14 protein-coding genes, 5 tRNA genes and 1 pseudogene are annotated in these 19,892 nt (G+C 68.2%); 11 read left to right on the forward strand and 9 right to left on the reverse strand.

Annotated elements, in window-relative coordinates:
• Positions 1-4,045 precede the first annotated feature (4,045 nt).
• The 4 genes and pseudogenes from ABD794_RS15820 to ABD794_RS15835 form a co-directional block, all read right to left on the reverse strand.
• Positions 4,046-4,257, reverse strand: a pseudogene (locus ABD794_RS15820) (phosphoribosylformylglycinamidine cyclo-ligase); the annotation flags it as partial.
• Positions 4,258-4,282: 25 nt separating this feature from the next.
• Positions 4,283-5,800, reverse strand: coding sequence for an amidophosphoribosyltransferase (purF, locus tag ABD794_RS15825; protein ID WP_344018648.1), 1,518 nt, complete (start codon positions 5,798-5,800; stop codon positions 4,283-4,285).
• 116 nt (positions 5,801-5,916) lie between these two features.
• On the reverse strand, positions 5,917-6,738 hold the full coding sequence (locus ABD794_RS15830; protein ID WP_344963994.1) for a sterol carrier family protein: 822 nt from the start codon (positions 6,736-6,738) through the stop codon (positions 5,917-5,919).
• Between the two features lie 66 nt (positions 6,739-6,804).
• Positions 6,805-7,446 carry a TetR/AcrR family transcriptional regulator gene (locus tag ABD794_RS15835; RefSeq protein WP_344963996.1) on the reverse strand — a complete coding sequence of 214 codons (642 nt, stop codon included), beginning with the start codon at positions 7,444-7,446 and terminating at the stop codon, positions 6,805-6,807.
• A 91-nt stretch (positions 7,447-7,537) separates the two neighbouring features.
• Here ABD794_RS15835 and ABD794_RS15840 point away from each other — a divergent pair, with 91 nt between their 5' ends.
• On the forward strand, positions 7,538-9,064 hold the full coding sequence (locus tag ABD794_RS15840; RefSeq protein ID WP_344963998.1) for an MFS transporter: 1,527 nt from the start codon (positions 7,538-7,540) through the stop codon (positions 9,062-9,064).
• Positions 9,065-9,235: 171 nt separating this feature from the next.
• On the opposite strand, the gene purL is transcribed toward ABD794_RS15840, so the two are convergent.
• Genes purL through purS form a run of 3 tightly spaced genes read right to left on the reverse strand, consistent with a single transcriptional unit; the run spans position 9,236 to position 12,434 of the window.
• Positions 9,236-11,497: a phosphoribosylformylglycinamidine synthase subunit PurL gene (gene purL / locus ABD794_RS15845; protein WP_344964001.1), complete on the reverse strand. Its 2,262-nt coding sequence runs from the start codon at positions 11,495-11,497 to the stop codon at positions 9,236-9,238.
• A complete protein-coding gene (gene purQ / locus ABD794_RS15850; protein WP_344964003.1) occupies positions 11,494-12,174 on the reverse strand; it encodes a phosphoribosylformylglycinamidine synthase subunit PurQ in 681 nt (226 codons plus the stop codon). Before purQ ends, purL begins: the two co-directional genes overlap by 4 nt.
• The gene (purS, locus tag ABD794_RS15855; protein WP_344964004.1) at positions 12,171-12,434 is read right to left on the reverse strand and encodes a phosphoribosylformylglycinamidine synthase subunit PurS; all 264 of its coding nucleotides are present in this window, start codon (positions 12,432-12,434) and stop codon (positions 12,171-12,173) included. The genes purQ and purS overlap by 4 nt, the downstream gene beginning before the upstream one ends.
• Positions 12,435-12,750: 316 nt before the next feature.
• Between purS and ABD794_RS15860 the strand changes: the two genes are divergently transcribed.
• The 10 genes from ABD794_RS15860 (at position 12,751) to ABD794_RS15905 (ending at position 17,687) form a co-directional block, all read left to right on the forward strand.
• On the forward strand, positions 12,751-13,068 hold the full coding sequence (locus tag ABD794_RS15860) for a histone-like nucleoid-structuring protein Lsr2 (RefSeq protein WP_344964005.1): 318 nt from the start codon (positions 12,751-12,753) through the stop codon (positions 13,066-13,068).
• A 271-nt stretch (positions 13,069-13,339) separates the two neighbouring features.
• A tRNA-Gly gene (locus ABD794_RS15865) sits at positions 13,340-13,411 on the forward strand.
• Between the two features lie 42 nt (positions 13,412-13,453).
• Positions 13,454-13,525 (forward strand) — tRNA-Gly (locus ABD794_RS15870).
• Positions 13,526-13,567: 42 nt separating this feature from the next.
• Positions 13,568-13,639 (forward strand) — tRNA-Gly (locus tag ABD794_RS15875).
• A 72-nt stretch (positions 13,640-13,711) separates the two neighbouring features.
• A tRNA-Gly gene (locus ABD794_RS15880) sits at positions 13,712-13,787 on the forward strand.
• A 151-nt stretch (positions 13,788-13,938) separates the two neighbouring features.
• A complete protein-coding gene (locus ABD794_RS15885) occupies positions 13,939-14,904 on the forward strand; it encodes an ABC transporter ATP-binding protein (RefSeq protein ID WP_344964007.1) in 966 nt (321 codons plus the stop codon).
• Complete coding sequence (locus tag ABD794_RS15890; RefSeq protein WP_344964009.1) at positions 14,901-15,671, forward strand: ABC transporter permease; 771 nt, start codon at positions 14,901-14,903, stop codon at positions 15,669-15,671. The genes ABD794_RS15885 and ABD794_RS15890 overlap by 4 nt, the downstream gene beginning before the upstream one ends.
• 13 nt (positions 15,672-15,684) lie before the next feature.
• A complete protein-coding gene (locus tag ABD794_RS15895; protein WP_344964011.1) occupies positions 15,685-16,974 on the forward strand; it encodes a sensor histidine kinase in 1,290 nt (429 codons plus the stop codon).
• On the forward strand, positions 16,971-17,576 hold the full coding sequence (locus ABD794_RS15900) for a response regulator transcription factor (protein WP_344964013.1): 606 nt from the start codon (positions 16,971-16,973) through the stop codon (positions 17,574-17,576). Before ABD794_RS15895 ends, ABD794_RS15900 begins: the two co-directional genes overlap by 4 nt.
• A 35-nt stretch (positions 17,577-17,611) precedes the next feature.
• A tRNA-Gly gene (locus ABD794_RS15905) sits at positions 17,612-17,687 on the forward strand.
• A gap of 41 nt (positions 17,688-17,728) precedes the next feature.
• Here ABD794_RS15905 and ABD794_RS15910 read toward each other — a convergent pair.
• Positions 17,729-19,135 carry a HAMP domain-containing sensor histidine kinase gene (locus tag ABD794_RS15910; RefSeq protein WP_344964040.1) on the reverse strand — a complete coding sequence of 469 codons (1,407 nt, stop codon included), beginning with the start codon at positions 19,133-19,135 and terminating at the stop codon, positions 17,729-17,731.
• A gap of 44 nt (positions 19,136-19,179) precedes the next feature.
• Positions 19,180-19,887, reverse strand: a complete 708-nt coding sequence (locus tag ABD794_RS15915) for a response regulator transcription factor (protein WP_344964015.1) — start codon at positions 19,885-19,887, stop codon at positions 19,180-19,182.
• Positions 19,888-19,892 lie beyond the last annotated feature (5 nt).

The raw sequence follows: 19,892 nt of genomic DNA on the forward strand, positions 1-19,892 counted from the left end.
CCCCTCGGCGCCACGTTGTTCTCCTAACTGGTCGGCACAGAGGGTCGTGTTGCGGGTCGAGCTGGCCGGGCTCCAACTGGAATTTTACGAATAGACGTCTCAACGATGCTCGTGTTGTCGGAACTATTATGGATAAACGACGTCGGCTTACATCCGTACGCGCAATCCGATGCAGACGTAGGCGGCTCCGACCACCTCGCGCCGACACTCAAGATACCCGAGTACTCGACTGCCTGTTGGTGCGCGCGCATAGAGAATCCATCCAGAGCGAAGCGAGGCATACTAGCACCAGACGCAGTGTTCGAGTCCCACTGGCATTACCGCGCCCTAGACTATACGCGACCGGTCTGACACGACGCCGTCCACGAGCCGGAAATCCGATCGCGCGGCCCCTCGTTCACCTGAACTGTAACGTTGAGCCGGGCAGGCCCCCACAGACACCAGCGCTTATGCGAGCGAACTCGGCTTACCAACACGCACACAGCCCTGTCTCTCAGAAAATGTGTGTATCAGCGTCAAGCGCGAGCCAGACGTATTGATGGCAATCTGCATTCCCAGAATCAAGATCGACGACATAGATCTGCGTATTTGTGCTCGCTACGTATTGAATCATGATAATTGTAATCTTGAGCCGCTGCACAATCACTGGCACCGGCGTAAGGGTCGTACGTACACAGCTCTGACCTCGATGCGTACGATACACTAGCACCTCCGGCGAGCCTGCTTTTCATCGCGCGATTGCCAGCACGCTCATCTACGCTAACATGTCAGTACCAGGGACTATCCAATGTAGAGGATACTGGATTACCTACGCTGTTGTACTGTTCAGTCATGGCGGCCGCGACAACTATTAGTCTGCTTAGAGCCTAACAAATAAGCCTCGGGCGCCGCCCAATGGCCTCGCACCCCTCGGGATTAACGGCGCTAGTGCAGACGCATTTTTTTTTTTGCTGGCCCCCCCCAGAGCTATTGCATCACGAGTTCACTCGTCATGTATGTCATTGCATGCGGTCCCGCCAAGAGACTTAGTTGTCTGTAGGACTCCACAGGTACCCTCTGCTATGTCGCGCACCGCCGATACGGATCACGCTTCTGCCCGCCCCCAACCGTGACGCGGTCACATCGAGCACAATACCGTCCGAGTAGCAGCTGCCTCGCCCTCTGTCTCACCCTCTCCGCCCTGGTCAGCGTGTCTCACCCGCACTCCGCGCGTGTCTCAGACTAACGCCGAGGTAGCGTGTTTTTTTTTTGACCTCTGAGGTATCTCATTCTCATCCTGTAATGAACCTCAGTAACATAGACCATCCCAACGGCGCGAGAGAATAACTGGTCTTGTCGGGACGCTTAATAGACCTGCGCAGTACCCCGTATACCACCTAGAGCGGATATACACACGTGTAATGATTCTCTCTGTCCTTGTTCTCTCTCACTTCCGTATTGTTTGTTTAGAAGCCCAAGAGTATCACTTCACCGAGTTCGTGATGAATGACATCGACTGCGACGTAAAGTTCACCAATCCATAGTGTGCCACGGCCGTAGTAATTGCGGATCCAATGCCATCAGCATATTTGTATCACACGATCATGAACGCCCGAGCACCTTCAGTGCTCACCCTCACTATACCGTCTGATGACAGCACGTATCACCAGCTCGCGCATGTTGAATCGGTTAAAATCTTGTAACCACGACTGACCATGCAGAAGAATGTACGAGCATTAGGCTTACTCTTATCTCGTCAGCGTACAGTATAGATTAGCATCCGTCACAGGCACGCTCGATAAAAGCACATTTGCGGCGAATAATCTCGCCGATTAACGTACGCATTGATTCGAGAAGTTCCAAAATCGTAACTGTGTGAAAGTCCTAACAGAGCGATGTCTGAGCCAGACCTCCGTGCGGGGTATCCGCATCTATCAGTGACTCCAAATGACATGTGATACCGCGGTGTCATAGCACTCTCGCGGCGCCCTCGGTCAGACGCCCGATCCATTAGCAAACCCAGTAATCTGGATGTGGTGCGGTTCTGAGCATGCCTGGGATCGCGACATTAGGCGAGGGCAAGCCGCATAAATTCCCAGAAACTTGTCCCCAACCAGGACCAAAGAACTCGACTCCCAGCCTAAAAGACTACCACTGAAGTACAACACAAGCGCTATCGCTACGGCTTTAACACGAAATCTCACTACGCCTGGATGACGAGAATTAGAGAGCGCACCATCTAGGGCTGTAGCGCAGTCAAGCAAGACAGAGACGCCGGAACCCCAGATTGATGCGCCTCGGAAGAGTCTGTAAGAGACTGACATGCATACGCACCGTAGCTAAAACCCCTATTGTATAACTGAGCTGGAATTTTCATTGCGCAGTATACATATCCGCGAGGACTGACGAAAAGCTCTGATGGGCCCATGATACGTCAGCTATTTCTCGGGACGCGTCTAGTCTCGCTAACTTCTAGCCCGCCGCTGCTGACCGCCCCCCCCCGATCTCTAGCTTGTAACATTTCCGCTACCCCGGTCAACACGGTGTATCCTTTAAAAACGCTCCTCTGTGCGCTACTTAGGCTGTCTGTTGCTCCTGGACCACCCTTTTTGCACGCAGGCCGCCCCCAGGGCAGGGAACAGGCTCCCCTGGGCTTGGAAATTCGGAACAGAATCCTCGCGTCATTGCTGCTGTAGTTCCCGACACGTGTACAAGGATCTCAAAACGCGTCAGTGGTGCAATCGTGTTACGCATCTTGGCACGTCGCACGAACAACACTCGGTGCTAGATAACTTCTCCGCGTACAGGGCAAGCAACAACTAGACCGCCCCCCCCCCCCCCCTCCCAGGTGCCAGCGCGCAGGTGGCAAGAGCTGCGCTTTAATAAGTCCACGGCATAATACGTGCGCAGAGGACACGACATGACGTCGTTCACTATGCCGACACCCAATGTTTGAAAGCTAAATATGTCCCCTCTCAAGTTCACCGCCGCTCGTCCACGCCCAGACAGCTCGAACCGAATACACAGGAATGGATACACCGACTGCACGGCTGTATCCACAGCTGGCTAGTACAAGCATAACGCGTCAGTACTCCTCGCGTTAGCGAGGTGTTGTCGGACTATCATCCTCAGGGCGATGACCGCATATGTGATGAAGACTTACGCCTGACTCTGCCGTGTGATGTGCACGAGAACGGCGTGTCAGCCACCACATCTGGTGTCATTTTTTTTGCTAGACTATGCATGAAGTAGCTTAAAAGGCTGCTACCATTTCAGTCGAGAGTGATAAGTACCACAAGACTCGCTTGGTAGTGCAGCTCCAGCCAGCTAAACTCTCGCCATGAAAGGGTACGCGGACCGAATCATAGGACACTCGCTGTCATCACAGCTTCCCAGTCCGGCATAACCATATCTCTCGCCCTCGTTCAAGATGCATAACGTAAGCGCGACACGTTTAGCGGACTAGTATTATACACGTTCAGTAGCTGAAGTCACGGAACGAGCGCCCATATCTAAGCGATGATAACAGACGTCGCCCCTGAAACGACGAATGAGTAATCCGCGAACCCAGCTCACCGCAGTTCGCGCCTCTGACGACGCCTAAATCGATGCCAGGCATGTTCCCGCCACGCTACCGACTAGTCGCGCCGAATGACAGCCCGAGGTTTATTAAGTAGCTTCCCATCTTTCTTTTTTTTTCTTCCCCCAGCCACAATGAGATCATACGCCGAAACGCTATCCAATTGACGCTACCGCATAGGCCGCTTGACGGTAGCACCCTCAGGCGATTGCCCTTCGAGCGATTCGCGGCGAGCCCTAGCACCGCACCGAGAACGTCACACCTTGACGTATCCAGCAAGATATTGTACCGCTCCGGTCCAAAGTGCCCAAAACAGGCGAGCACCTCGCACCGCCATACGCACTCCATCCATTGGTGCGTTCGAAGACATGATTATCCACTCCGACTCTTAGTCGATGCGCCGACTTATGTTGTAACGATAGTACTCGATTCGCCACAATGCGGTACGTCCCGCAGCGATGTTACTAGGACCTTGGGTAAGCCCCGTACGCCGTCGGTGGCGGAGGCGAGCAGCGGGCGCTCGTACCGCTTGAGGGCGTGGCGTCGAAGAGGCCGGCGAAGCCGCCGAGGCCGCCGACGACCTCGGGGCGGGTGGCCTTCTTCACCCATTGCTTCATCAGTTCGACGGCGCGGTCGCCCGCCTCGATGTCGACGCCCGCGCTTGCGTAGCTGGCACCAGTGGTCTCTGCAGAGGGCATGCTCTCGAGATCTTTCGTGTCGTTCTTACGGGCGGCGCAGGGCGTCCGCGGCGTCGGGGCCGCCTGCGAGCTCGGTCTCCAGCAGATGCTTGCCGAGCAGCTCGGGGTCGGGCAGCTCCATCGGGTACTCGCCGTCGAAGCAGGCGCGGCAGAGGTTCGGCTTGGCGATGGTGGTCGCCTCGATCATGCCGTCGATGGAGATGTAGGCGAGGGAGTCGGCGCCCAGGGACTTGCCGATCTCCTCCACCGTCATGCCGTTGGCGATCAGCTCGGCACGGGTGGCGAAATCTATGCCGAAGAAGCACGGCCACTTGATCGGCGGCGAGGAGATCCGGATGTGGACCTCGGCGGCGCCGGCCTCGCGCAGCATCCGCACCAGGGCGCGCTGGGTGTTGCCGCGGACGATGGAGTCGTCCACGACCACCAGGCGCTTGCCGCGGATGACCTCCTTGAGCGGGTTCAGCTTGAGCCGGATGCCGAGCTGGCGGATGGTCTGGCTCGGCTGGATGAACGTACGGCCGACGTAGCTGTTCTTGACCAGGCCGGAGCTGTACGGGATCCCGCTGGCCTCGGCGTACCCGACGGCGGCCGGGGTGCCGGACTCCGGGGTCGCTATCACCAGGTCGGCCTCGGCCGGGGCCTCCTCGGCCAGGCGGCGGCCCATCTCGACGCGGGAGAGGTAGACGTTGCGGCCCGCGATGTCGGTGTCGGGGCGGGCGAGGTAGACATACTCGAAGACGCAGCCCTTGGGCCGGGCCTCGGCGAAGCGGCTGCTGCGCACGCCCTGCTCGTCGATGGCGATCAGCTCGCCGGGCTCCACCTCGCGGACGAACGACGCGCCGACGATGTCGAGGGCGGCGGTCTCGGAGGCGAACACCCAGCCGCGCTCCAGGCGGCCCAGGACGAGCGGGCGGATGCCCTGCGGGTCGCGGGCGGCGTAGAGGGTGTGCTCGTCCATGAAGACGAGCGAGAAGGCGCCCTTGACGTCCGGGAGGACCTTGGCGGCCGACTCCTCGACGGTCAGCGGCTTGCCGTCGTCGTCGGTCTGGCCGGCGAGGAGGGCGGTGACCAGGTCGGTGTCGTTGGTCGCCGCGACCTGGGTGGCCCGGCCGCCGTCGCGCGGCAGCGCGGCCACCATCTCGGCCAGCTCGGCCGTGTTGACCAGGTTGCCGTTGTGACCGAGGGCTATGGAGCCGTGGGCGGTCGCGCGGAAGGTGGGCTGGGCGTTCTCCCACACCGAGGCACCGGTGGTGGAGTAGCGGGCGTGGCCCACGGCGATGTGGCCGGTGAGCGAGCCGAGGGAGGTCTCGTCGAAGACCTGGGACACGAGGCCCATGTCCTTGAACACGAGGATCTGGGAGCCGTTGCTCACCGCGATGCCCGCGGACTCCTGTCCACGGTGCTGCAGCGCATACAGCCCGAAATAGGTGAGTTTGGCGACCTCTTCGCCGGGAGCCCAGACACCGAAGACGCCGCAAGCGTCCTGGGGGCCCTTCTCGCCGGGGAGCAGGTCGTGGTTGAGTCGTCCATCACCACGAGGCACACCTCGAGTCTATGGCAGCAACGTGGTTCATCCGAACCGGGGACGACCGGGGATGTCTCACACCACGCACAGCCACTCGGCGCGTACGCAGGGGAGTTCGGCGCTCAGGCGAGCGCTCAGGCGAGCAACGGCAGTTGGTGCGAAATGTCGGCCCGTTCGCCACCGACGGTGACGAGCGCGTCCTCGACGGCGGAGTCCCACGCGAGGCGGCCCGTGGCCAGCCGGATCCAGGTCAGGGCGTCGGTCTCGACGACGTTCGGCGGGGTCCCCCGGGTGTGCCGGGGGCCCTCCACGCACTGGACCACGGCGAACGGCGGGATCCTCACCTCCACCGAACCCCCGGGGGCCTTGACGGCCAGCGCGTCCGCGAGCAGCCGGGTGACGGCGGCCAGGGCCTGGCGGTCGTGGGTGATCAAGAGGCCCGTGGCGGCGGCGAGATCGTCGGCGTGGACCACGGCCTCCAGCAGGCGGGTCACCAGGAAGTCGCCGACGGTCATGGGGCCGAAGCGGCTGCGGATCACGACGGCCGGGTCCGTGGCGGCCGCTTCGAGCAGCCGGTCCGTGGCGGCGGCCAACCGGTCGGCGGCCTCCCGGGGTTGGACGCCCGCGGCGCCGGCGGCGGCCTCCTCGTCGACGGACGCGGCGGCGGCGCGGAGGCGGGGCACGTAGTCCCGGAGGGTGACGCGCGGCTCCGCGGCGTCGGGCGCGGGGCCGGCGGCGGCGAGGTGGCCGGGCAGACGTTCGAGCACGGCCGCGAGGTGGACGACGAGTTCGCGGACGGTCCAGTCGCCGAGGCGGGTGGGGGCGGCGAAGGCGCCGGGGCGGCCGGCCAGTTCCTCGACCGCCCCGCGCAGGGCGCCGAGTTCACCCCGCAGAGCGGTCCGCACCTTGGCGGGGTCGTAGGTGCGGATACGGGGCTTGCGCGGGGCAGGGCTCATGCGGCGAGCGTAATCCGGGGCCCGGTGATCAGGGGCTCCGTAGACCGGGTCTCCGTGATCCGGGGCTCACTTCACCCCGTACTCCCCCAGCCCGGACTCGACCATGCCGAACGCCCGCTCCGCCAGCGCCCTCGCGTCGGCCACGATGTCCGCCGCCCGCTCCCCCGCCAGCAACCGCCCGTGGTTGTGCACCGTAAGTCCCGCGCGGACCGCCACGAGCTGCGCGGCCACGATCCGCGCCAAGGGCTCGTCGCCCGGCGCGGCTTCGGCGACCAGCGCCTCCGCGAGGCGCTCCTCGCCGAGGCGGACGACCTCCCGGGCCCGCGCCAGCAGCGCGGGTGTCTCGGCGATCATCCGGCGCACCCGCAGCACATAGGACCGGTCGTTCATCCCCACCGACGCGTCGAACGCGTCCACCGCGGAGAGGAATTGGCGGCGGGCCGCGGCCACCACGGACTCCCCCGGCGGCCGCTCCCGCACCGCGCGCGCCACGTCGTCGGCGTGCTCGCGCATCGGGCCGACGACCAAGTCCTCCTTGGTGCCGAAGTAGTTGAAGACCGTCATCTTGGACACGTCCGCGGCGGCCGCGATCTCGGCCACGGAGACCTTGTCGAAGCCGCGCTCCAGGAAGAGGTCGACCGCGATCGTCCACAGCCTGCGGCGGGTCTGGATCTTCTTGCGCTCGCGCAGCCCCGGTTCCTCGGTCATGACATGACTGTACCAGGATGAAAATTAATCCCGGACGAAGAATTGACTCGGTACATGTTTGTGCCTCAGGCTGTCGCCCATGACCGCACCCATGTCCGCCGGCCGGCGGAAAGCCGGCTTCGCCCTCTGCCTCGTCACGATGCTGCTGGCCGTCCTCGACCAGAACATCGTTTCGGCCGTCACCGTCCCGATCGTCGAGGACCTCGACCCCGCCCATGGCATCGACCGCATCCCCTGGCTCATCAGCGCCTTCGCCCTCGCCTCCACCGCCGTACTGCCGCTGTACGGCAAGCTCTGCGACACCCTCGGGGCCAAGCGGGTCTTCCTGGGCGCGGTCGCGGTCTTCCTCGTCGGCTCGGCGCTGTGCGGCGCCGCCGGCTCCATGGAGCAGCTCATCGCCTTCCGCGCCGTCCAGGGCATCGGCGGCGGCGGGCTGATGAGCGTCACGATGGTCGTCATAGCCCAGCTCAAGCAGTCGGTGGAGGAGGAGAAGGGCGAGAAGAACAAGGGCTCCGCCGTCGGCGGGCTCGTCGCCGGCACCGGCATGGCCCTCGGTCCGCTCCTCGGCGCGTTCCTCGCCGACCACGCCGACTGGCGCTGGATCTTCTACGTCAACCTGCCCATCGGCATCGCGGTGCTGATCGGCGCGGCGATCACCCTCGACCTGCCCCACCACGGCGTACGGCGCCGCATCGACTTCCTCGGGGCGGCGCTCGCCGCGGCGTTCTCCACCGCGTTGCTGCTGGTCACCGAGTGGGGCGGCCGCGACTACGGCTGGGGTTCGCCGGTGATCCTGGGGCTGTCCGGCGGCTGCGCGGTGCTGCTCGCCCTCTTCCTCTGGCGCCAGGCCACCGCCGCCGAACCGGTGCTCCCGCTCTCGCTGTTCCGCAGCCCCGTCCTGCGCATCGGCTTCGCGGTGCAGGGGCTCGTCGGGCTCGCGCTCATCGGCTCGATCGTCTACGTGATGCTCTACCTGCAGGTCGCCCGGGGCATCGCGCCCACCTCGGCGAGCCTGTTCATGCTCCCGATGGCGCTCGGCATGGCCGCCGCCGGACTCGTCACCGCCCGGCTCGGCCGGTCCCCCAAGGCGTCCGTGATCAGCGGCGCGCTCTGCGCGGGCGCGGCCATGGGACTGCTCGCGCTGACGGAGACGGACACGGGGCTGTGGGTCGTCCGGGCCGAGATGCTGCTGCTCGGGGCCGGATTCGGGCAGCTGCTGGGGCAGTTGATCGTGCTGGTGCAGCAGGCCGCGCCGCGGCGTCAGCTCGGTGTCGCGACGACCGGGGTGCGCTTCTTCCAGACGCTGGGGACGTCGCTGGGGTCGGCGTTGTTCGGGACGGTGCTGGCGCGGGTGTACGCGACGGAGGGGCCGGGTGGGTCGGCGAGCGGGATCGCGTCGCTTCGGGGGGCCGAACGGGCCGACGCGGTCGGGGCGTTCGTCACGTCCGTGGACGTGGTGTTCGCGGTGGCGGCGGGGGTGATGGGGGTGGCGCTGCTGTTGGCGATGCGGCTGCGGGTGCCGGCCGTGGCTTCGCCCGTCACCGAGGAGAGCCCCAGCCCCGCCCTTTCTCCGTTTCCCGGGGCGGGCCCCGGCCCCGAACGCGGCTCCGCCGCGTAACCGGGGGCTTCGCCCCTGGCCCCCGAAGCACCCTTCGGGTGCTGTCCTCAGGCGCCGGACAGGCTGATTCAGCCCGTCCGGCGCTTGAGGACAATGCGGCGCAGCCGCATTGCGGGGCCGAGGGGCGCAGCCCCGGAGGAAACGGTGAAAGGGCGGGGAGGGGAAGGACTCCTACCCGAACAGCGCCGGAATCGTCGCCTCGTGCGCGCCCCGCACCTCCGCCAGCGGCAGGCTGAACTGCCCCTGCACATCGATGGATTCGCCGTCCACGACCCCGATGCGCGTCGCGGGCAGACCCCGCGCCCCGCACATGTCCGTGAAGCGGAGCTCCTCGCTGCGCGGCACCGCGACGACCGCGCGGCCCGCCGACTCGGAGAAGAGGAAGACGAACGGGTCCAGGCCGTCGGGGACGACGATCCGCGCACCGTTGCCGCCCCGCAGGCACGACTCGACGACCGCCTGGATCAGACCGCCGTCCGACAGGTCGTGCGCCGCGTCGATCATGCCGTCGCGCGAGCCCGAGATGAGGATCTCGCCCAGCAGCTTCTCGCGGTCGAGGTCCACGGCCGGCGGCAGGCCGCCGAGGTGGTCGTGGACCACCTGGGACCAGGCCGAACCGCCCAGCTCCTCCTTGGTGTCGCCGAGGAGGTAGAGCAGCTGGCCCTCCTCCGCGAACGCCATCGGCGTACGGCGGTTGACATCGTCGATCACGCCCAGCACGGCGACCACCGGCGTCGGGTGGATGGCGGTGTCACCGGTCTGGTTGTAGAGCGAGACGTTGCCGCCGGTGACGGGCGTGCCCAGCGCCAGGCAGCCGTCCGCGAGACCACGGGTGGCCTCGGCGAACTGCCACATGACCGCCGGGTCCTCGGGCGAGCCGAAGTTGAGGCAGTTGGAGATGGCCAGCGGACGGGCGCCGGTGGCGGCCACGTTGCGGTACGACTCGGCGAGCGCCAACTGCGCGCCCGCGTACGGGTCGAGCTTGGCGTAGCGGCCGTTGCCGTCGGTGGCGACGGCGACGCCGAGGTTCGTCTCCTCGTCGATGCGCACCATGCCGGAGTCCTCCGGCTGCGCGAGGACGGTGTTGCCCTGCACGAAGCGGTCGTACTGGCTGGTGATCCAGGACTTGGACGCCTGGTTCGGGGACGCGACCAGCTTGAGGACCTGCTCGCGCAGCTCCTGCGAAGTCGACGGCCTGGCCAGCTTGTTCGCGTCGTCGGCCTGGAGGGCGTCCTGCCACTCGGGGCGGGCGTACGGACGCTCGTACACCGGGCCCTCGTGGGCGACGGTGCGCGGCGGCACGTCCACGATCCGCTCGCCGTGCCAGAAGATCTCCAGCCGCTCGCCGTCGGTGACCTCACCGATGACGGTGGCGATGACGTCCCACTTCTCGCAGATCTCCAGGAAGCGGGCGACCTTGTCCGGCTCGACGATCGCGCACATGCGTTCCTGCGACTCGCTCATGAGGATCTCCTCGGGCGAGAGCGTCGCGTCGCGCAGCGGGACGGTGTCGAGCTCGACGCGCATGCCGCCGGAGCCGGCGGAGGCGAGCTCGCTGGTGGCGCAGGACAGGCCCGCGCCGCCGAGGTCCTGGATGCCGGTGACCAGGTCCTCGCGGAAGACCTCCAGGGTGCACTCGATGAGGAGCTTCTCCTGGAAGGGGTCGCCGACCTGGACGGCCGGACGATTGGCCGAGGCCCCTGCGGGAGTAGCGGCGTCGAAGGTCTCCGAGGCCAGGACGGAGACGCCGCCGATGCCGTCGCCGCCGGTGCGGGCACCGTAGAGGATCACCTTGTTACCGGCGCCGGACGCCTTCGCGAGGTGGATGTCCTCGTGCTTCATCACGCCCACGCAGAGCGCGTTGACCAGCGGGTTGCCCTGGTAGCAGGAGTCGAAGACGACCTCGCCGCCGATGTTGGGCAGGCCCAGGCAGTTGCCGTAGCCGCCGATGCCCGAGACGACGCCGGGCAGCACCCGCTTGGTGTCGGGGTGGTCGGCCGCGCCGAACCGCAGCGGGTCCATCACGGCGACCGGGCGGGCGCCCATCGCGAGGATGTCGCGGACGATGCCGCCGATGCCGGTGGCGGCGCCCTGGTAGGGCTCGATGTACGAGGGGTGGTTGTGCGACTCCACCTTGAAGGTGACCGCGTAGCCCTGACCCGCGTCCACGACGCCCGCGTTCTCGCCGATGCCGACGAGGAGCGCATCGTTGGCCGGGGCCTTCTCGCCGAACTGGCGGAGGTGGACCTTGCTGCTCTTGTACGAGCAGTGCTCGGACCACATCACCGAGTACATGGCGAGCTCGGCGCCGGTGGGCCGGCGGCCGAGGATGGCGCGGATGCGCTCGTACTCGTCCTGCTTGAGGCCGAGTTCGGACCAGGGCTGGGGGGCGTCCGGGGTTTCGGCCGCGTGCTCGACCGTGTCCAGGCTCATGCGTTGACCAGCTTCTTGAGGAGCGAGGTGAAGAATCCGAGCCCGTCCGTGCGGCCGGTGCCGACGAGCGGCTCCACCGCGTGCTCGGGGTGCGGCATCAGCCCGACGACGTTCCCGGCGGCGTTGGTGATGCCGGCAATGTCACGGAGCGAGCCGTTGGGGTTGCCGTCGAGGTAGCGGAAGGCGACCCGGCCCTCGGCCTCCAGCTCGTCCAGCGTGCGCTCGTCGGCCACGTACCGGCCGTCGATGTTCTTCAGCGGGACGGAGATCTCCTGGCCCGCCTCGTAGTCGGCCGTCCAGGCGGTGTCCGCGTTCTCCACGCGGAGCTTCTGGTCGCGGCAGATGAAGTGCAGGTGGTTGTTGCGGAGCATCGCGCCGGGCAGCAGGTGCGTCTCGGTGAGCACCTGGAAGCCGTTGCAGATGCCGAGGACGGGCATCCCCGCCTTCGCCTGCTCGACGACCGTCTCCATCACCGGCGAGAAGCGGGAGATGGCGCCCGCCCGCAGATAGTCGCCGTAGGAGAAGCCGCCGGGCAGGACCACGGCGTCGACCTGCTTGAGGTCCTTGTCGCGGTGCCAGAGCGGCACCGCCTCCAGTCCGGCGATCCGGACGGCGCGCTGGGTGTCGCGGTCGTCGAGCGTGCCGGGGAAGGTGACGACCCCTACCCGTGCCGTCACGACCCGACCTCGGTCTCGGTCTCGACCCGCACGGTGAAGTCCTCGATCACGGTGTTGGCGAGAAACGTTTCCGCCATCTCGTGGATGCGGGCGAGGGCGGCCTCGTCGACCGGCCCCTCCACCTCGAGTTCAAAGCGCTTGCCCTGACGGACGTCGGCGATCCCCTCGAAGCCCAGGCGTGGCAGCGCGCGCTGCACCGCCTGCCCCTGCGGGTCGAGGATCTCCGGCTTGAGCATGACGTCGACTACGACGCGTGCCACTGGCACTCCCGGTGTGTGGTGCGTGAGCTGAAGCGGTGCCGCCAGCGTACCGTCCCGAAAAATCTACGCGGGTAGATATCGGAGAGCCTCCGACGCCTTTACCGACGGTCACCGGGGCACCACCGCGAGAAAAAATCCCGGAAAAATACCGGAAGGACACACGGTTCCCATTGCAAACCGGCACGCCGACGGAATTAACTGGGCTGCACCGGACAATGTCCTTTGTCGCAGAGCCGAAAAGGCATTGCCGGAGAACCACCTAATCCCATGCATCGCCGCAGGTCAGCGCGGCGATACAGGCTGAAAGGACCATTCCGTGGCGCAGCGTGTGGTAGTGACGCTCTTCGATGACATCGACGGAGGAGAGGCCGCGGAGACCGTCACCTTCGGCATCGACGGCAAGTCGTACGAGATCGACCTCAACACTGCCAATGCGAAGAAACTCCGACTCTCACTGGAGCCTTACCTGGACGCGGGGCGCAAGCGCGCCCGTTCCGGCAAGGCGTACCGCCGCACCTCCGTCGCCCCGGACCCGGCGGCGGTGCGCGCGTGGGCCCGGTCGAACGGCATGGAGGTGCCGCCCCGGGGCCGGATCCCCAAGAAGGTGTACGAGGCGTTCAACGCGGCGAACTGAGGACCTTCCGTCGAGGGTCTTCCGGGGATCGCGCCCCCGGGGAGCGGGCCGCCGGCCGGCCGGGTCCCCGGGGGCGCGCCTGTCCGCCTTTCCTGGGGTCGCCCGTACGTCTTCCCGGGGCCGGTTGTCCGCCTTTGCACACCCCTGTCCGCAAGCGTCCACCGGGCCGACTGCCCTTCCCGGCACCGGATTTGCATCGCACCCCGCATGATCCGCTAGAGTCTGGATCACGCCGAGGGGCGAGGCCGACAGGCCGGACTCCCCGGAACGCGCGGGTGTAGCTCAGTAGTAGAGCGCCCCCTTTCCAAGGGGGAGGCGCAGTGTGCGATTCCTGTCACCCGCTCTGACCGTTCACCGGCCGCACATGCGGTCCGGGGGATGGCGCGCGGGTGTAGCTCAGTAGTAGAGCGCCCTCTTTCCAAGAGGGAGGCGCAGTGTGCGATTCCTGTCACCCGCTCTGACCGTTCACCGGCCACTCATGTGGTCCGGAGGATGGCTTGCGGGTGTAGCTCAGTAGTAGAGCGCCCCCTTTCCAAGGGGGAGGCGCAGTGTGCGATTCCTGTCACCCGCTCTCATCGCTTACCGACCACTCCGGTGGATCAGGTAGAGTGGTGCACGCACCGCACGGAAGCGCGGAGCGCATGCGGACGTAGCTCAGTTGGTAGAGCGCAACCTTGCCAAGGTTGAGGTCGCGAGTTCGAGCCTCGTCGTCCGCTCCAGAACGAAGGCCCCGGTCATCTTGACCGGGGCCTTCGGCGTTCCGTCTCCCCCCTTCCATCTCCCTTTTCCGCAGACTCACATGACGTTTGTCAGCGGAAGTCATGACGGGCCGCACTGCACTCCGCCGCCGGCCGCCGGGACGCTGGAGTCATGGACATCGGGGAGCGTGTGATCGAGGTCTCGCACCTGCGGCGGAGATACGGACCGTCCGGTGAGGCCGGCTTCGAGGCGGTGCGGGACATCAGCTTCGACGTGCGGCGCGGGGAGTTGTTCGCCCTGCTGGGGACGAACGGGGCGGGCAAGACCTCCACCGTCGAGCTGCTGGAGGGCCTCGCCCCGCCGACGGGCGGCCGGGTCAGGGTCTTCGGCCTCGATCCGTACGGTGAACGGGCCGCCGTGCGGCCCCGGATCGGGGTGATGCTCCAGGAGGACGGCTTCCCGTCCGAGCTCACGGCGGTCGAGGCGGCGGCGATGTGGGCCGGGTGCACCAGCGGGGCGCGCCCCGTCGGCGAGGCGCTGGAGCTCGTGGGGCTGGACGGGCGGCGGGACGTCCGCGTCAAGCAGCTCTCCGGCGGCGAGCGGCGTCGGCTCGATCTGGCGCTCGCCCTGCTGGGCCGGCCCGAGGTGCTGTTCCTGGACGAGCCGACCACCGGCCTCGATCCCCAGGCCCGCCGTCTCACCTGGGAGTTGGTGCGCGAGCTGCGCGACGGGGGGACGACCGTGGTGCTCACCACGCACTACCTGGAGGAGGCCGAGGCCCTCGCCGACCGTCTGGCGATCATGAGCGAGGGCCGGATAGCGGCCGAGGGCACGCCCGGTGAGGTCATCGCCGGTCGTCCGTCCCGCATCCGCTTCGCGATGCCGCCGGGCTGGTTCGTCGGGGACCTGCCGCCGCTGGCCGAGCTGGGCGTCCTGCACCACTCCGAACTGCCGGGCGCCGGCGGGCAGGTGGAGCTCAGGACGCGGGAGCTGCAACGCACCCTGACCGGACTCCTGGTGTGGGCCCGGGACACGGGCGTCGAGCTGGAGGGGCTGGACGCCCGGACCGCCTCGCTGGAGGAGGCCTTCCTCGCGATAGCGGGCGCGGGCACGGACCGGGTGGAGGCGGACGCATGACGGCCGTGACACGGATGCTGGCCCTCGGCCGCGCCGAGCTGATCCTGCTCGGACGCAACCGTCTCGCCCTGTATACGGCGCTGTTGATGCCTCCGCTGATGGTCTGGGCCATGCGGAGCAGCATCGGGGGCATCGACGGGCTCGACCTCGGCGAGGCCGGGATGTCCGTCGACGAGACGGCCATGACGGCCGGGTTCGGCTTCGTCCTGCTCTTCGTCGTCCACCAGAACCTCGTCAGCGCCTATGTGGCGCGGCGCGAGGAACTGGTCCTCAAGCGGCTGCGCTGCGGGGAGGCGCGGGATCCGGAGATCCTCGCGGGGACGGCGCTGCCCGCCGTGCTGATATCCGTGGCGCAGTGCGCGCTGCTGGCCGTCGCGGGCGTGACGTGGCTGGGGGTGGGGGCCCCGGCCCGGCCGGACCTGGTGTCGGCGGGGCTGATCCTGGGCATCGTGGTGTGTGCCGCGCTGGCCGCGGTGACGTCCGCCTGGGCGCGGTCCGTCGAGAGCGCCCAGCTGGTGACCCTGCCGCTGTTCCTCGTCTCGCTCATGGGCTCGGGGATGGTCGTCCCGCTGGAGCTGCTGCCCGGCCCGGTGGCCTCGGCGTGCGAGCTGCTGCCGCTCAGCCCGGCCGTGGCGCTGCTGCGCGGGGGCTGGCTCGGCGGGATGGGGGCGCACGAGGCCGGCGGGCACGTGCTGGCCGCCTTGGCCTGGACCGGGGTGGCCGTGTTTGCTGTGAACCGGTGGTTCCGCTGGGAGCCGCGGCGCTGAGACGGGGGAGGACATGGGGGTACCGACACGGCTGTCGGGCTGGCGAGGGCGGAGCAGGATCTCCCAGGTGGACAGCTATATGCGCTGGACGCTGTATCTGCTGCCGTTCATCTTTCCGCTGACCGCCGCCCCGGTCCTGCTGAGCGAGACCGGGCAGGGGCGGGGGCTTTCCTGGGCGCTGGCGGCGCTCGGCTTCGCCCAGTGCGTCCTGGGGGTGGGCCTGCTCCGGCGGTCCTTGGAGCGCTACCGGCTCGGGCGGCCCGCTCCCTGGCGGCTGGTCGTCCTCGCCGGGATCCTTCAACTGGCTTCGATCGTGGTGGTCGTTCTCCTGGTGGGTGCCACCGGGGCCACGGACGGCACCGCGCGGGGCACGACCCTGCTCTCCGGCGGGCTGACCTTCTTCGGGGCGCTGAGCCTGCTGGCGGCGCGGGTGCGGACGTATCTGCTGTGGTGCCTGGTCGGCGGGCCCGTGGCGGGTCTGGCCGTCCTGCCGTTCGGGGGGCGGGCGGCGGGGGCGGTGGTCGTCGTCTTCATGGTCTGGTTCCTCGCGCTGTGGAGCCTGTCCACCGTGCGCACCACGGGCTGGGTGCTGGCGGTGATGTGGGAGGCGGAGGCGGCCCGGGCCGTGCAGGCGCGGCTGGCCGTCGCGGAGGAGCGGCTGCGCTTCTCGCGGGACGTGCACGATGTGCTCGGCCGCAATCTCACGGTGATCGCCCTCAAGAGCGAGCTCGCCGGGCAGTTGGCCCGGCGGGGGTCGCCCGCCGCGGTGGAGCAGATGGCCGAGGTGCAGCGCATAGCGCGGGATTCCCAGCGGGAAATGCGCGAGGTGGTGCGCGGCTACCGCGAGGCGGACCTGCCGACGGAGCTGGCCGGGGCGCGCGGAGTGCTGGGCGCCGCCGGGATCGTCTGCCGCGTGGACGACACCGTGCGCGAGGAGCTGACGGACGAGGTGCGATCGGTGCTGGCCTGGACGGTCCGGGAGGGGACGACGAACGTGCTGCGGCACGCGGAGTCCGGGCGGTGCGCGATCCGGCTCCGCACGGCGGACGGCCGGGTGCAGTTGATGATGGAGAACGACGGGGTGGGCGTCGCGGCGCCGAAGCCCGGCACCGGTGGCTCCGGTCTCGCGGGGCTGCGTGAGCGGGCCGCCGCGCTGGGCGGGACGCTGGTGGCCGAGCGGCGGGGCAAGGGGACGTTCCGGGTGACGGTGGAGCTGCCCCTCGCGCCGGAGTGCACGGACCGTCCGGAGCCGGCTCCGGAGCCGTCCGCCGCCCTCGCCGCATCCCCTGGAGGCACCTCGTGATCACGTTGCTGCTCGCCGACGACGAGCACCTCATCCGCGGCGCGCTCGCCGCGCTCCTCGGCCTGGAGGACGACCTCCGCGTCGTCGCCGAGGCCGCCTCGGGGCCGGAGGCGATCGCCATGGCGCGGGCGCACCGGCCCGACGTCGCGGTGCTGGATCTTCAGATGCCGGGCGCCGACGGTGTGACGGTGGCCACAACGCTGCGGGCCGAACTCCCCGGCTGCCGCACCATGATCGTGACCGGGCACGGCCGGCCCGGGCACCTCAAGCGCGCCCTGGAGGCGGGTGTGCGGGGGTTCGTCCCCAAGACCGTTTCGGCCCAGCGGCTCGCCGAGATCATCCGCACCGTGCACGGCGGAAGCCGTTATGTGGACCCGGAGTTGGCCGCCGACGCGATCAGCGCGGGGGACTCCCCGCTGACCGCCCGCGAGGCCGAGCTCCTGGAGCTGGCGGAGGACGGGGCGCCCGTCGCGGAGATCGCGGAGCGGGCCCGGCTGACGGCCGGGACGGTCCGCAACTACCTCTCGGCGGCCGCCGCGAAGCTGGGTGCGGAGAACCGTCACGCGGCGGCGCGCATCGCACGCGCTCAGGGTTGGCTATAGTGGAACCCGCACCGCACGGAAGCGCGGAGCGAAATGCGGACGTAGCTCAGTTGGTAGAGCGCAACCTTGCCAAGGTTGAGGTCGCGAGTTCGAGCCTCGTCGTCCGCTCCAGAACGAAGGCCCCGGTCATCATGACCGGGGCCTTCGGCGTTCTAGCGCTCCGGTCCTCCTGGTCCTCCTGGTCCTCCTGATCCTCCCACTCCTCCTGATCCTCCCGACGGGAAGCGGATCCGGAAGAGGGCGCCGCCGCCCTCCGGGCGTTCCGCGGTGAGTTCCGCCCCGTGGGCGCGGGCGATCTGCCGGGCCATGGCGAGGCCCAGCCCGGAGCCGGGCAGGGCGCGGGCCTGCCGGGAGCGGTAGAAGCGGTCGAAGACGTACGGCAGGTCCTCGGCGGAGATCCCCGGGCCGTGGTCGCGAACCGTGAGGTCGATGCGGTCCGTGGTGACGCTCAGCCGCACCTCGACGGCGCCGCCGGACGGACTGAACTTGGCCGCGTTGTCGAGCAGATTGGCCAGCAGCCGGGCGAGCCGGGCCGGGACGCCGTTCACCGTGACCTCCTCCGCGTCCACGGCGAACGGGGTGTCCGGCCAGTGACCGCGTGCGTCGGCGGCACAGCGCTCGGTGAGCAGGTCCAGCCGCACGGGCTCGACCAGTTGCTGCGGCTCCTCGTCCCGGGCCAGTTCGATCAGGTCGTTGACCAGACCCGTGACCTCGCGCAGCTGGCGGCCCAGCGCGGTCGCGGCGCGGTCCCGCTGGGCGGGGGTGAGCCGTTCCGCCCGGGCGAGGAGTTCGGCGTTGGTGCGCAGGGCGGTGAGCGGGGTGCGCAGTTCGTGGGAGGCATCCGCGACGAGGCGGCGCTGGGCGGCGACGGCGTCCTCCAGCTCGCCCAGCATGGTGTTGAAGCTGTCCGTGAGGCGGGTGATCTCGTCCCCGCGCGCGGCCTCGTGGGGCGGCAGCTCGATGCGGTGGGCCGCGTCGCGGGTGGCGGCGATGCGCTCGGCGGTCGCGGTGAGCCGGGTCACGGGGCGCAGCGCCGTACGGGACGAGAAGTAGCCGAGGCCGGCCGCCAGCAGCACTCCGGCGCCGCCGACCGCGCCGAGGAGCAGGCCGGCCTGTTCGACGCCCTTCTCCACCGTGTCGGAGCGCACGGCGGCCTGGAGGGCCCGGCCGCCGCCGAGCGGGATGGTGTACATCCGCAGCGAGCGGCCGTCGCGGACGATGTCGCTGTAGTACGGGCCGAGGGAGCCGGCCGCGACGCGGCGCGTGGCGCCGGTGACGGGCAGGACCAGTTTGCTCTGTCCGGGGGCCGCCGGGTCCGCGGGGACGACCTGGGCGCAGGCGGGGGCCGCGAGCCAGGCGCACTCCGCGTAGAGCACGCCGGTGCCGCTCTGCCGGGCCTGCTGGGCGATCGTGCCGGACTGCTGCTTGAGCTGGAGGTCGAGCTGGTTCCTGATCTCGTAGCGGATGACCACGTACGCGGCGGCGAGCACGCCGAGGGCGACGACGGCCACGGCGGCGGACGTGACGATCGCCAGGCGGGTGCGCAGCCGGACCTTCATCCGGGGTCTCGCCCGGGGGCTCACCGGGGGTCTCGCTCGGGGCTTCACTGTTCCGCCAGGCGGTAGCCGATGCCGTGCACGGTGTGCAGGAGACGGGGCGCGCCGCCCTGTTCCAGCTTGCGGCGGAGGTAACCGATGTAGACGGAGAGGGAGTTGGACTCGGGCCCGAAGTCGGTTCCCCAGACGTGCTGCTGGATCGTTTCGCGGGGCAGGACCTGGCCGGGGTTCCGCAGGAAGAGTTCCAGGAGCGTGAACTCCGTGCGGGTGAAGTCGAGGTGGGTGCCCGCACGGGTGCCGGTGCGGGTGACCGGGTCCACGGTGAGGTCGCCGAACGTCAACTCCTCTCCGTCGCCCTGCTGTTCCGCGGCGGGGGCGGCACGGCGGAGGAGGGCGCGGAGGCGGGCGAGGAGCTCGTCGAGGGCGAAGGGTTTGACGAGGTAGTCGTCGGCTCCGGCGTCCAGGCCGGCGACCCGGTCGGAGACGGCGTCCCGGGCGGTGAGGACGAGCACGGGGGTGCGGTCGCCGAGCTCGCGGAGGCGGCGGCAGACGGAGAGGCCGTCGAGGACGGGCATGGCGAGGTCGAGGACGAGGGCGGCGGGCGGCCGGTCCTTGGCCAGGGCTTCGAGGGCCTCCAGGCCGTCGCGGGCGGTGCGGACCTCGTAGCCCTCGACGCGGAGGCTGTCGGCGACGGCTTCCCGGACGTCGGGGTCGTCGTCGACGACGAGGATGGGGGCGGGGGTGGGGGCGGCCATGCGTC

The sequence above is a fragment of the Streptomyces thioluteus genome, assembly GCF_039535865.1.